Source organism: Rhodococcus sp. MSC1_016 (genome assembly GCF_023667485.2).
Lineage (GTDB): Bacteria > Actinomycetota > Actinomycetes > Mycobacteriales > Mycobacteriaceae > Rhodococcus_F > Rhodococcus_F oxybenzonivorans.
Genome location: NZ_JAMOZI020000001.1, coordinates 1,323,312 through 1,336,365, shown reverse-complemented (window position 1 = coordinate 1,336,365; position 13,054 = coordinate 1,323,312). Strand labels below are relative to the sequence as shown.

Here is a 13,054-nt window from a genome sequence, read left to right as displayed (position 1 = left end):
AATTTGTGGGGCGAACGTAGCCGAAGGATGCGGGCAGGGACCGTTCCACGCTCTCCACAACCAGCCTGTGCGACACCGCACCGGCGCGGCGAAGGGCGCGTTCCAGGTTCCTGATCGCGTCGACCACCTCGGCGTCCGACAACCCCACCACGTCAGCGCCCAGCAACCCGTCCACCGCAGCGGTGAGCAGCGACAGCTGCCCCGCCACCCGGCTCTCCGCCGACCCCCCAGTCGAACTCATGTGCGAAACCTATCTCATCGCTCCGACACACTTCTCCAGGCGCACTCTCGCCCTCTCGGCCGTTCCGAGCAGACGTGCGGTGTCTGTCGGACCTCCGGTGCACTATGGAACGGTGACCGAAGTCCTCGGCAAGTTCTCTGCCGCCACCAGGGAGTGGTTCGACGGCGCCTTCCCCGCGCCGACGAACGCGCAGCTCGGCGCCTGGGAGTCGATCGCCAGCCGCGCCAACACGCTGGTGGTCGCACCTACGGGGTCGGGCAAGACCCTCTCGGCCTTCCTGTGGTCCCTCGACCAGCTCGCGGCGACGGGCGAGAAGAACCGGTCCACCAAGGTTCTGTACATCTCACCGCTGAAGGCACTCGGCGTGGACGTGGAACGCAATTTGCGAGCCCCACTGGTCGGCATTACCCAGACAGCGAAACGGCTCGGCCTGACTCCGCCCGAGATCTCGGTCGGTGTCCGCTCGGGCGACACCCCGCCCGCCGACCGCCGCGCGCTGATCAAGAATCCGCCGGACATACTCATCACCACCCCCGAGTCGCTGTTCCTCATGCTCACCTCGTCGGCGCGGGAGACGCTGACCCGGGTCGATACGGTGATCGTCGACGAAGTGCACGCTGTCGCAGGAACCAAGCGTGGGGCGCACCTGGCACTGTCGCTCGAGCGACTCGACCGGCTCGTCGACACCCCAGCGCAGCGCATCGGACTGTCGGCGACGGTGCGCCCGCACGAAGAAGTCGCACGCTTCCTCTCCGGTTCGGCGCCGATTCGGATCGTCGCTCCGCCGTCACCGAAGACGTTCGACCTGACCGTTCAGGTTCCCGTCGAGGACATGACGGAGCTGGGTCTCGCCGAGCCTGCCGAGGGCTCGGCATCGTCGACTCCCCAGGCCGGGTCGATCTGGCCACACGTCGAGGAACAGATCGTGGATCTCGTCCTCGCACACCGATCGTCCATCGTGTTCGCCAACTCGCGGCGACTCGCGGAGCGACTTACCGCACGACTCAACGAAATCTATTCCGAGCGTAGTGGCACCGACGTCGACAGGAACCCGAAGCCCGCCTCGCAGATCGGCGCCCCTTCCGAGGTCAACTTCGGCGCCGACCCTCTGCTCGCGAGGGCTCACCACGGTTCGGTCAGCAAGGATCAACGAGCCCTCATCGAGGACGACCTCAAATCCGGACGGCTCCGCTGTGTCGTCGCGACGAGCAGCCTCGAACTCGGAATCGATATGGGGGCAGTGGATCTCGTGGTCCAGGTGGAGGCTCCGCCCTCGGTGGCGAGCGGCCTGCAACGTGTGGGCCGCGCCGGACACCAGGTCGGGGAGATCTCCCGCGGCGTCGTGTTCCCCAAGCACCGCACCGACCTGATTCACTGCGCCGTCACCGTCGAACGCATGGTGACCGGCAAAATCGAAGCACTCGCGGTGCCGGCCAACCCACTCGACATCCTCGCTCAACACACCGTTGCGGCCACCGCACTCGAACCGCTCGACGTCGACGACTGGTTCGAGACGGTCCGCCGCAGTGGATCCTTCGCCTCTTTGCCGCGCTCGGCTTACGAGTCCACGCTCGACCTGCTGGCAGGGCTGTATCCTTCCGACGAGTTCGCGGAACTGCGCCCCCGGCTCGTCTGGGATCGCGAAGCCAACACACTGACGGGTCGTCCCGGCGCGCAACGTCTCGCGGTCACCTCGGGGGGTGCCATCCCCGATCGCGGACTGTTCACCGTCTACATGGTGGGCGAAAAAGCTTCTCGGGTCGGCGAACTCGACGAGGAGATGGTGTACGAGTCTCGGGTCGGGGACGTCTTCGCGCTCGGTGCCACCAGCTGGCGGATCGAGGACATCACCTTCGATCGGGTACTGGTCAGCCCGGCGTACGGTCAGCCCGGCCGTCTCCCCTTCTGGCACGGTGACGGCCTCGGCCGACCGGCGGAACTCGGTGAGGCGCTCGGACAGTTCCTCCGGGAGATTTCGCTCGGCCACGAAACGGAGGTGAAGGAACGGTGCCTCACAGGAGGTCTTGACGACAATGCCACGAACAATCTAGTTCAGCTGGTCAACGAACAGAAGACCGCCACCGGTCAGGTTCCCACTGATCGCACCCTGGTGGTCGAGCGATTTCGCGACGAGCTCGGCGACTGGCGTCTGATCCTGCACTCACCTTATGGACAGCGTGTGCACGCACCGTGGGCTCTGGCTGTCAGTGCTCGGCTCAGCGAGCGCCACGGTCTCGACTCCAACGCGACCGCATCGGACGACGGCATCATCGTCCGCCTTCCCGACACGGAGGACACACCGCCCGGGGCAGACCTCTTCGCCTTCGATACCGACGAGATCGAGGACATCGTCACGGAACAGGTGGGCGGGTCTGCGTTGTTTGCCTCGCGGTTCCGTGAATGTGCCGCTCGCGCTTTGCTGTTGCCGCGCCGCAATCCTGGAAAACGGGCGCCGCTGTGGCAGCAGCGTCAACGTTCGGCGCAGCTCCTCGACGTCGCCCGCAAGTATCCGACGTTTCCGATTCTGCTCGAGACCGTGCGCGAATGTCTGCAGGATGTGTACGACCTTCCGGCGCTGAAGGATCTGTTCCGCCGGATGGCGCGGCGGCAGATCCGCATCGTCGAGGTCGAGACACAGTCACCGTCACCCTTCGCCGGCGCGTTGCTGTTCAACTATGTCGGTGAATTCATGTACGAGGGCGACAGCCCGCTGGCCGAACGCCGGGCCGCCGCCCTCTCCCTCGATTCTGCCCTACTCGCAGAACTGCTCGGCCGTGTCGAGCTGCGCGAACTTCTCGACGCCGATGTCATCACGCAAGCGGAGCTGGAATTGCAACGCCTTCTCCCGGACCGCAAGGCGAAAGACCTCGAAGGCGCGGCCGACCTGCTCCGCATTCTCGGCCCCCTCACCACGGAGGAGGTCACCGCACGCTCGACGCAGGATCCCACACCGTGGCTGGACGAGCTGGTTCGCGCCAAGCGTGCGCTCGCCGTCTCCTTCGCCGGTGCCCGCTGGTGGACGGCGATCGAGGACGCCGCGCGCCTGCGAGACGGACTGGGTGTTCCGTTGCCCATCGGTACGCCGGCCGCATTCATCGAACCCGTCGACGACCCACTCGGTGACCTGCTCAGCCGGTACGCGCGCACCCACGGACCATTCTCGCTCGGTGACGCAGCCGGGCGCTTCGGCATCGGGTCCGCTGTCGCCCGCGACGTTCTGCAACGACTCGCCTCGGAAAAGCGGGTCATGGAAGGGGAATTCCGCCCCGGTGCCTCCGGTAGTGAGTGGTGCGATTCGGAGGTCCTCCGTCGCCTCCGCAGGCGTTCACTCGCTGCGGCCCGCCAGGAAGTGGAGCCCGTCAGCACTGCCACCCTGGGCCGCTTCCTCCCGAGTTGGCAACATGTCGGCGGCACTCTGCGCGGAATCGACGGAGTCGCCACGGTTGTGGAACAGCTTGCCGGCGTGCCGGTTCCCGCGTCGGCGCTCGAGTCGCTGATCCTGCCGTCCCGTGTCGCCGACTACTCCCCCGCCATGCTCGACGAACTGACCTCCACCGGAGAGGTGTTGTGGTCGGGCGCGGGAAACATTTCGGGAAAGGACGGGTGGGTGTGTCTTCACCCGGCCGACACCGCCCCCCTGACGCTGACGACCCCCGCCGAGTCGGATCTGTCCGACCTGCAACGTCGGATCCTGGACACGCTGTCCGGCGGCGGTGCGTACTTCTTCCGTCAGCTCGCCGACACGCTGGAGATGTCCGAGGACAGTGCATTGGCCACTGCTCTGTGGGATCTCGTGTGGCTCGGGCACATCGGCAACGACACCCTCGCCCCGTTGCGTGCTCTCCTCTCGGACACGTCGAGAACCACCACCAGCCACCGTTCGCCGCGGCGCCCACCGCGCGCCCGTGCGTACCGCAGCCTCGCGACCCCGGTTCGCACGGCGCCGCCCACCGTCGGCGGCCGGTGGTCGATTCTTCCGGGCGCCGAGACGGATGCCACCCTGCGTGCCAGCGCTACTGCCGAACTTCTCCTCGAACGCTACGGCGTGGTGACACGCGGATCCGTGACGACCGAGAACGTTCCGGGTGGATTTGCTCTGATGTACAAGGTGCTCGGCACCTTCGAGGACAACGGGCGGTGCCGCCGTGGGCACTTCGTCGAGTCGCTCGGCGGCGCACAATTCTCCACTCCCCATGTCGTGGACCGGTTGCGAAGTTACGGTGATTCGCTGGAGGGCCGGCACACGTCGCTGCCCGCCGTGACACTCGCCGCCAGCGACCCCGCCAACCCGTACGGTGCGGCGCTGCCATGGCCGAAGCGCGGCGACGACGCACCAGGTCATCGCCCCGGGCGCAAGGCAGGCGGCCTTGTGGTCCTGGTCGAGGGCGAGTTGATCCTGTTCGTAGAACGCGGCGGGCGAACAGTTCTGACGTTCACCGACGATCCCGGTGTACTACGCACTGCGGCGTCTGCTCTCGCCGGAGTGGTCAAACGTGGGGGAATCGACCGAATCGTCGTGGAGAAGGTCGACGGCGAGACCATCCATGGCAGCGATTTCGCGCCGATTCTCACCGAGGCGGGGTTCGCGCCGACGCCCCGCGGCTTCCGGTTGCGAGCCTGACATGCCCGAAGGCGACACCGTCTGGCGCACGGCCAACTCGCTGCGTGACGCACTCGAGGGTCACGTACTGACCACGTGTGATGTGCGGGTTCCGCGGTACGCCACCGTGGACCTGTCCGGGTTGAAGGTCGACGAAGTCGTCAGCCGTGGCAAACATCTCCTCATCCGGGTCGGTGGGTACTCGATCCACACCCATCTGAAGATGGAAGGTGCGTGGCATATCTACCGGGCGGACGCACGGTGGCGTCGCCCAGCCCATCAAGCCCGTATCGTGCTGGCCACCGAAGAACGTGTCGCTGTGGGCTTCTCCCTCGGCATCACCGAGATACTCGACCGGAGTGCGGAAGCCGCCGCGGTCGGTCACCTCGGGCCCGACCTTCTCGGGCCGGATTGGGATGCAGACACGGCCGTCCGCAATCTCCGGGCTGCCGGTGATCAACCTATCGGTGTTGCCCTCGTCGATCAGCGCAACCTCGCGGGTCTCGGCAATGTCTACCGAAACGAGGTGTGCTTCCTCCGTGGCGTCGATCCCTACACTCCCGCGCGCGAGGTGACAAACCTGCCGGCCATGGTCGCGCTTGCCCATCGCATGATCCACGCAGACAAGAACAATCCGGTCCGGCACCGTCCGTGGGTGTACGGCCGCGCGGGCAAGCGTTGCCGCCGGTGCGGAACGGTGATCCGAAGCCGGGAACTCGGGCAGCAGGACATCTTTTTCTGCACCTACTGCCAGCCACCGTTCGACCGCTAGCGCAACACCGTGGTCGGCGGTCCGAGCGGTGGAGGCTTGCGCGTCACTCGGCGGCCGAACAGCCAGGCGGTGACGTCCGGTATCCACAGCACTGCCGCGGTCGCCAACGTCAGTAGGTAGGTCGGTGCGACCACCGGAAGGAGTATGCATCCGAGCAGTGCCACGGGAAAGTCCCTGCGCCACAGGAGTGAGAGGACACACGGAAGTGTGAGAAGGCCGACCGCTGCTGGGTAGTGGGAGGTGGTGATCGCCCACGGCACTCCCAACACCCAGCACACCATTCCGAGGATGTGATGGGCGATCAGCAGGAACCTCGTGTACGTGGTGAAAGTCCAGATCCGCCCGACCTCTACCCCGACCCAGAAGATCCGGCTGCGAAACGGTCCGACGCCCTCGTCGAGCAGCGCAGTCCGGAACAACTCGTCGGCCCGGCGGCGTAGCGCCATGCCGGATTTTCCGTGAGCTTCCGCATGGTGACACAGATCGTCGTGCATGATCGCGGGAAGCAGCTGGCGGCCGTACGGAGCGAGCAGCCCCCGGAGCGGCGCGGGCACGGAGGCGAGGTCGGTCCGGAGTACACACTGCTCCGGCGCGCAACCGGGCACCGTCTCACCGTGGACGTACACGAAGTGGTCGGTGAGCTGAAAGTATTTGTGGTCGAGCACCCGAAGGGACGGCTGTGGACGAGCCGGATCGTCCGCTGATACCTGAAACGGCATGCTCACCTCATTCGTGGCCGGACCGGTTGGCCTCCATCACCAGAGTGACGCAATGGGCGACGAATTGCTCGCGCGACGCGGCAACGGTTCCGTCGAGATATCCGATGAACAACGTCGTAAGCGCGCCGACGACGCCGATCGCGACGAGCTGCTTCTCCACCTCGTCGTCCACGGCCGAGAGTTGGTCGTGGACGAGCGCTACGAACCCGGGCATGAGGTCCATTCCCCGCCGGCTCAGCGCGGGTTCGGACAGCGGCGCGAGCAGCAGTACCCGGCCCCTCTCGGGGTTGTCGACCATCAGCTCGACGAACGCTTCGACGGCGGCCTCGGCTCGCGCCCGCGCGGTGTGGGTCGACGACACCGCGCCCAGAAGCACCGCCTGCGCCTCGTCGCCGACCGCGGCGTAGACGGATCGGACGAACTCGTCGCGGTCGGCAAACGACTCGTAGAAGTAGCGCTCGGTCAACGAGGCCGCACGGCAGACGGCCCGGACGTTGACTGCAGGCCCTGCAGGGGCGCCCAGGAGCGTGATTCCTGCCCGCAGGAGCGCCGTTCGCCGGGCCTCGCGACGGTCTTCCAGCGTCACGCTTCCAGTTCCCACTGTTGACTACGCACGTTGTCAGATCCTAGTCTGACAACGTGCGTAGTCAATCGATGTCGAACAGCGCGTCCGTGCAGGACACCGCGCCCACACCGCTTGGACCCGACTCCCTGACCTGGAGGTACTTCGGCGACTGGCGCGGAATGTTGCAAGGCGTCTGGGCCGGCTCGATGCAGAACATGCATCCGGGCCTCGGCGCTGGAGTCGAAGAGCATTCCGAGTTCTTCGACGAGCGGTGGGAACGCTTGTATCGCTCGCTCTATCCGATCGGCGGCGTGGTGTTCGACGGTGAACGCGCCCAGCACACGGCCGAGCAGGTCCGGGGTTACCACAACACCATCAAGGGCGTCGACAAGCACGGGCGGAAGTATCACGCGCTCGATCCCGACACGTTCTATTGGGCGCACGCCACCTTCTTCATGGGCACGATCCTCACGGGCGACAATTTCATGGGCGGCCTCACCGACGAGCAGAAGCGGCAACTGTTCACCGAACACATCCAGTGGTACCGCCTGTACGGAATGAGCATGCGTCCGGTCCCGGAGACCTGGGAAGCGTTCCAGGAGTACTGGGACCACATGTGCCGCAACGTCCTCGAAGACAACAAAGCCACCCGTGACGTGCTCGATCTGTCCGGCCTGGGCGTCCCACCGTTTCTGAGATGGCTACCCGACCGAGTATGGGCCCTCGCGCGCATCCCAGTCGCCAAGGGCTTCGTCTGGCTGACGGTGGGAATGTACGACGAAGCGGTACGAGAGCGACTCGGGTACCGCTGGACGGCGCGCGACGAACGCCTGCACACCCTGGTAGGCCGGACGGTGAATGCCCTGTTCCGCCTCGTCCCGTGGCGCTACCGTTACCATCCTCGCGCCCGCGCCGGGTGGGACCGTGAGACGGGGCGCACCCGCCGGGACGCCCCGCTGGTGCATACGCCGCCGCGGAACCTCCCGCCCCTCGGGCGTCGCGACGACCCGAAGCACTACAGCCCGCGGGTGTGATTCCCAGGGAGAACACAGGCAAATCGTGACATGCTCGAAGGATGGAGTGGGACCTTCCGAGGCTCTTGAATCGCCCGCCGCTGATGAGCGAGAAAACGCTGTCGCCCGACCATGCGGCAAGCCGCATCAGCGCGTATATCTACGGCAACATTCTTGTGCTCGCCGCGCTCATTCCCGTTACCAAATCCCAGGAGACCCTGGGCATTGCCATCGTGGTGGGCGCCGCTCTGTCCACGTTCCTCGCCCACGCTTTTGCCGAGTCCGTGGGCCAGACACTCCGGCTCGGCAGATCGCTGTCCAGAACCGAAAGAGTTCGGGAATTGCGGGACGGTCTCCCTATCCTGACCTCCGCGGTGGTGCCCACCGTGATCCTCGGCACAGCTTATGTGGGTTGGCTCGAGCCGCGAACGGCGCAACTGACCGCGGAGATCGTGATGATCGTCCGCATCGGCTCGATCAGCTACGTGATCAGCCGGCTGCGGCGCGAAGAGGTCACCCACATGACGCACTGGGCGGCGATCGGCCTAGCGTTCGTTGCCGCAGTGATCGTGGTGGTCAAGGTACTTCTGACACACTGACGGGCGGTTCGAGCAATTCGACGCGAGATTCGGGTGCCGCCGCCCGCAACGCGTCCGCGGAGAGGTCGTCCGGCTGCGCTTGGGACTGCACCTCCGCCTCCACACGCGCACGGTAGGTCTTCAGTTCGCGGTCGATCATGTCGGCGTCCCACCCGAGGACGGGGGCCACCAGCTGTGCGACCTGCTCGGCGCAGTTCACACCACGATGCGAGTATTCGATCCCGATACGCGTCCTTCTGGTCAGGATGTCGTCGAGGTGCAGCGCGCCCTCCGCCGCAGCGGCATAGACGGCCTCGACCTGAAGGTAGGCCGGTGCGTCGGTAATGGGCTGCAGCAGTTCGGGTTTACCCTCCGCCAGATCGAGCACTTCACCGATCAGCGAACCGTACCGATCGAGGAGATGCTTGACGCGGTAGGGGTGAAGTCCGTACAGCTGACCCAGGTGCACGGTCTGGTTGACCAGCGCGTAGTAGCCGTCCGCACCTGCCAGCGGCACCTTCTCGGTAATCGAGGGCGCGACCCTGGCTGGAATGTCATCGGCAGCCAGATCCACCGCGTCCTCGGCCATCACCCGGTACGTGGTGTATTTGCCGCCCGCGATCGCGACCAATCCGGGCGCCACGCGCGCGACTGCATGCTCGCGCGACAGCTTGGAGGTCTCGTCGCTTTCCCCCGCGAGGAGGGGGCGCAAACCTGCGTAGACACCGTCGATGTCCTCGTGCGTGAGGGCCGTCACCAGGACCTTGTTGACGTGCCCCAGAATGTAATCGATATCGGCTTTGGTAGCTGCCGGATGGGCGAGGTCGAGATTCCAGTCCGTGTCGGTGGTTCCGATGATCCAGTGGCTGCCCCACGGAATCACGAACAGCACCGACTTCTCGGTCCGCAGGATGATGGCGGCATCGCTCACGATGCGATCCCGCGGTACCACGATGTGCACACCCTTGGAGGCGCGGACACGGAATCGGCCGCGCTGTCGGGAAAGCGCCTGTATCTCGTCCGTCCAGACACCGGTCGCGTTGATGACGACGTGCGCCTGCACCTCCGCGGTTCGTCCGTCTTCACAGTCACGGATCCGAACGCCGGACACGCGATCCGCTTCCCGCAGGAAACCCACGACCTGAGTGGACGTGCGTACCACCGCGCCGTAGTGGGCAGCGGTTCGGGCGACGGTCATGGTGTGGCGCGCGTCGTCCACGACGGTGTCGTAATACTGGATGCCGCCGGTCAGCGAGTTCCGCTTGAGTCCCGGTGCCATCCGCAAGGCACCTGCCCGGGTGAGGTGTTTCTGCGCAGGCACCGATTTGGCCCCGCCCATCCGGTCGTAGAGGAAGATCCCCGCCGCCATGTAGGGGCGTTCCCATACTCGATGGGTGATGGGAAACAGGAACTTGAGCGGCTTCACGAGATGGGGAGCCAGCGTCGTCAGCGACAATTCACGTTCCCGCAGGGCCTCCCGCACCAGCCCGAACTCGAGCTGTTCGAGATAGCGCAACCCGCCGTGGAACATCTTCGACGAGCGGCTCGACGTTCCGGACGCATAGTCCCGCGCCTCGACCAGGGCGACCTTGAGTCCGCGGGTGGCTGCGTCGAGGGCCGCACCGGCTCCGACGACACCGCCGCCGATCACGACGACGTCGAACTGTTCGGTCTGCAGCTTCTCCCACGCAGCGTCGCGCTGCCCGGGACCGAGGAACTGCACACCTGGCGAACTACTCAACTCGGGCTCCTGTGAGATGACGACGGATTGATGCCCAGGCTAGTAGCTTCATGCGTGTGATTCAGTACATCGCTGCGATAGACCAGGGCACCACCTCGAGCCGCTGCATGATCTTCGATCACGACGGAGCGGTGGTCAGCGTCGCTCAGAAGGAACACCAGCAGATCCTTCCCCGTGCCGGTTGGGTGGAGCACGACCCGAAAGAGCTGTGGATCAATACGCGCGAAGTGGTGGCATCCGCCCTTGCGAAGGCGGATCTCACCAAACGTGACATCGCCGCCATCGGTATCACCAATCAGCGCGAGACTGCGGTGGTGTGGGACCGGAACACCGGAGAACCGGTGTACAACGCCATCGTCTGGCAGGACACCCGGACCGACGAGCTGTGCATCCGGCTCGGCGGCGACGAGGGGCCCGGGCGTTATCAGAAGCGTACGGGTCTGCCGCTGTCGACGTATTTTGCAGGACCCAAGGTGCGGTGGATCCTCGACAACGTCGACGGCGCCCGTGCGCGAGCAGATGCCGGCGAACTGTGTTTCGGCACCATCGACAGCTGGATTCTGTGGCATATCACGGAGGGCACGCACGTGACGGATGTCACCAACGCCTCGCGTACGTTGCTGATGAATCTGGAGACGCTCGACTGGGATCCGGACATCTGCGCCGACTTCGAGATCCCACTGTCGATGCTTCCCGAAATACGCAGTTCCTCCGAGATCTACGGCGTGGGCCGTCCCCACGGCACCCTTCCCGGAGTACCGGTCGCAGGGATCCTCGGTGATCAGCAGGCCGCGACATTCGGGCAGGCCTGCCTGTCCGAGGGGGAAGCGAAGAACACGTACGGGACGGGGAACTTCTTACTCCTCAACACGGGGACCACCCCCGTGCACAGTAAGCACGGCCTCTTGACCACGCTGTGCTACAAGATCGGGAACGCTCCTGCCGTGTACGCGCTCGAGGGGTCGGTGGCGGTCACCGGTTCACTGATCCAATGGCTGCGGGACAACCTGGGGATCATCTCGTCGGCCGAAGACATCGAGCCGCTGGCGAATTCGGTCGACGACAACGGAGGTGCCTATGTCGTCCCGGCGTTCTCCGGGTTGTTCGCACCTCGGTGGCGACCGGACGCGCGCGGTGTGATCGCAGGCCTCACCCGTTTCGTGAACAAGGGTCACCTCGCCAGGGCGGCTCTCGAAGCCACCGCCTATCAGACCCGGGAAGTGATTGAGGCCATGCGTGCCGACTCCGGAGTCGAGCTCGCCTCACTCAAGGTGGACGGCGGCATGGTCGTCAACGAAACACTGATGCAGTTCCAGGCCGACATCCTGGGAGTTCCGGTCATCCGCCCCGTCGTCAGCGAGACCACCGCGCTGGGCGCCGCCTACGCCGCGGGACTGGCCGTCGGCTTCTGGTCCGGTGAACAGGATATTCGCGACAACTGGGCCATGGACAAGCGGTGGGAACCCGGGATGGACGAAGCGGAGTCCACCAGGCTGTTCGCCGAGTGGAACAAAGCCGTCGAGCGCACCTACGACTGGGCGTGAGCCAGGTAGGCGCTGCCGAGTCTCTCGCAGGCACCTGCCAGAACTTCCTCCGGGCAGGTGGCGAAGCACAGTCGTAGTGCGGCGCCGAGATCTGCACCGACACCGAACGCCGACCCGGGGACGAACGCCACCCCGTGCTCGACCGCCGTCGGCAGCAGATCCGCAGTGTCGATGGTGTCGTCGGTGAACTCGACCCAGCAGAACATCCCGCCCTGCACGTCGGACAGCGTCGCAGCATTACCGAAAGTGGTCGTCATCGCGGCGGTCAAGGCTCGGGCCCGGGCACCGTAGCGGGTACGGAGCGTGTCGAGGTGAAGTGCCAGCCACGCCTCGTCCGACAGCATCGCCGCCGTGATCTGGTGAGTGAGCGAGGAGCCGCACAGATCCGCGCCCTGTTTGAGAAGTTCCACCGCCTCGCACACAGCGCGATCACCGTGCAACCAGCCGACCCGCAACGCCGGAGCCAGAATCTTCGAGGCACTGGACAGGCGGATCACCCGGTCCGAGAATGTAGCGACCGGAGGGGGCGGCGTAGCGTCGAAGAACAACTCGCCGTACGGGTCGTCCTCGATGACCCAGAAACCGTACCGGTCGGCTAGCGCCGCCAAGTGCTCCCGCCGATCGGCGGCGAGAACGACGCCACGCGGATTGTGGAAGTTACTCACCGTGTGGACGACAGTGGGGCGCACGCCCGCTTCGAGTAGTTCCTGCAGTGCGGTCGTGTCCATGCCGTCGCGATCGAGCGGCACCGCGCGGACGTCCGCCTGAGCCGCCCGAAATACCTGCAGCGCACCGGTATACGCGGGCTCTTCGACAACCACGATATCGGCCGGGTCGAGTAGAACCTGAGCGAGGAGGCTCAACGCCTGCTGCGATCCGTGGGTGACGACCACCTGGCCCGGGTCCAACGGCCGTCCGATCCGGCGGCCCTCACGGGCAGCGAGCACGTCACGCAATCGGCGCAGGCCCGTGGTTTCACCGTACTGGACCGAGGCAGGATCGGCGAGCGCACACTCCGCTTCCTTCCGAATCCGTTCTCGCGGAATGAATTCGGGGTCAGGGAGACCGCCGGCCAGGCTGACGACGTCCGGGCGGGCGGTAAGGGTGAGGAGGTCACGGATGGCGGAACTGCGCAAGCCGTCCATCCGGCGGGAAAATGTGTGCGGCATATCGACTCCCAGGGGCACATCGAGACAGAGGTCAGGAGAAGAACACCCTGTCCGTCCTGGGTCTGCGGGGCGGTAGAGCGCCGAGGCACGGCCGATGATTGTGGACCGTGCC

General features: G+C 65.7%; 9 protein-coding genes. 5 read left to right on the top strand and 4 right to left on the bottom strand.

What is annotated here, in order from left to right:
* Positions 1–353: 353 nt before the first annotated feature.
* Together L1080_RS06110 and L1080_RS06105 are read left to right on the top strand one after the other, a co-directional pair.
* The gene (locus tag L1080_RS06110) at positions 354–4,862 is read left to right on the top strand and encodes an ATP-dependent helicase (protein WP_250769146.1); all 4,509 of its coding nucleotides are present in this window, start codon (positions 354–356) and stop codon (positions 4,860–4,862) included.
* Between the two features lies 1 nt (position 4,863).
* Positions 4,864–5,613 (top strand): DNA-formamidopyrimidine glycosylase family protein, encoded by a 750-nt coding sequence (locus tag L1080_RS06105; protein WP_159925803.1) that lies wholly within the window; start codon positions 4,864–4,866, stop codon positions 5,611–5,613.
* On the opposite strand, the gene L1080_RS06100 is transcribed toward L1080_RS06105, so the two are convergent.
* Both L1080_RS06100 and L1080_RS06095 read right to left on the bottom strand, forming a co-directional pair.
* Positions 5,610–6,332 carry a DUF1353 domain-containing protein gene (locus tag L1080_RS06100; protein ID WP_250769143.1) on the bottom strand — a complete coding sequence of 241 codons (723 nt, stop codon included), beginning with the start codon at positions 6,330–6,332 and terminating at the stop codon, positions 5,610–5,612. The two genes, L1080_RS06105 and L1080_RS06100, sit on opposite strands and share 4 nt — an antisense overlap.
* A 7-nt stretch (positions 6,333–6,339) precedes the next feature.
* Positions 6,340–6,918: a TetR/AcrR family transcriptional regulator gene (locus L1080_RS06095; protein WP_159925799.1), complete on the bottom strand. Its 579-nt coding sequence runs from the start codon at positions 6,916–6,918 to the stop codon at positions 6,340–6,342.
* A 68-nt stretch (positions 6,919–6,986) separates the two neighbouring features.
* Between L1080_RS06095 and L1080_RS06090 the strand changes: the two genes are divergently transcribed.
* Both L1080_RS06090 and L1080_RS06085 read left to right on the top strand, forming a co-directional pair.
* Positions 6,987–7,931, top strand: coding sequence for an oxygenase MpaB family protein (locus L1080_RS06090; protein ID WP_159927558.1), 945 nt, complete (start codon positions 6,987–6,989; stop codon positions 7,929–7,931).
* 41 nt (positions 7,932–7,972) lie between these two features.
* Positions 7,973–8,509 (top strand): hypothetical protein, encoded by a 537-nt coding sequence (locus L1080_RS06085; protein WP_159925797.1) that lies wholly within the window; start codon positions 7,973–7,975, stop codon positions 8,507–8,509.
* On the opposite strand, the gene glpD is transcribed toward L1080_RS06085, so the two are convergent.
* Complete coding sequence (gene glpD / locus L1080_RS06080) at positions 8,487–10,229, bottom strand: glycerol-3-phosphate dehydrogenase (RefSeq protein ID WP_159925795.1); 1,743 nt, start codon at positions 10,227–10,229, stop codon at positions 8,487–8,489. The two genes, L1080_RS06085 and glpD, sit on opposite strands and share 23 nt — an antisense overlap.
* 50 nt (positions 10,230–10,279) lie before the next feature.
* On the opposite strand from glpD, the gene glpK reads away from it, so the two are divergent.
* Positions 10,280–11,773, top strand: a complete 1,494-nt coding sequence (gene glpK / locus L1080_RS06075; protein ID WP_250769140.1) for a glycerol kinase GlpK — start codon at positions 10,280–10,282, stop codon at positions 11,771–11,773.
* On the opposite strand, the gene L1080_RS06070 is transcribed toward glpK, so the two are convergent.
* Entirely contained in the window at positions 11,758–12,942 is a 1,185-nt protein-coding gene (locus tag L1080_RS06070; RefSeq protein WP_250769136.1) for an aminotransferase-like domain-containing protein, read from the bottom strand. The two genes, glpK and L1080_RS06070, sit on opposite strands and share 16 nt — an antisense overlap.
* Between the last annotated feature and the right edge of the window lie 112 nt (positions 12,943–13,054).

Excerpts from the sequence above, each read along its gene's own strand:
- L1080_RS06105 (WP_159925803.1), top strand. The coding sequence starts at position 4,864 with ATGCCCGAAGGCGACACCGTCTGGCGCACGGCCAACTCGCTGCGTGAC.
- L1080_RS06100 (WP_250769143.1), bottom strand. The coding sequence starts at position 6,332 with ATGCCGTTTCAGGTATCAGCGGACGATCCGGCTCGTCCACAGCCGTCC.
- L1080_RS06090 (WP_159927558.1), top strand. The coding sequence starts at position 6,987 with ATGTCGAACAGCGCGTCCGTGCAGGACACCGCGCCCACACCGCTTGGA.
- L1080_RS06085 (WP_159925797.1), top strand. The coding sequence starts at position 7,973 with ATGGAGTGGGACCTTCCGAGGCTCTTGAATCGCCCGCCGCTGATGAGC.
- glpK (WP_250769140.1), top strand. The coding sequence starts at position 10,280 with ATGCGTGTGATTCAGTACATCGCTGCGATAGACCAGGGCACCACCTCG.
- L1080_RS06070 (WP_250769136.1), bottom strand. The coding sequence starts at position 12,942 with ATGCCGCACACATTTTCCCGCCGGATGGACGGCTTGCGCAGTTCCGCC.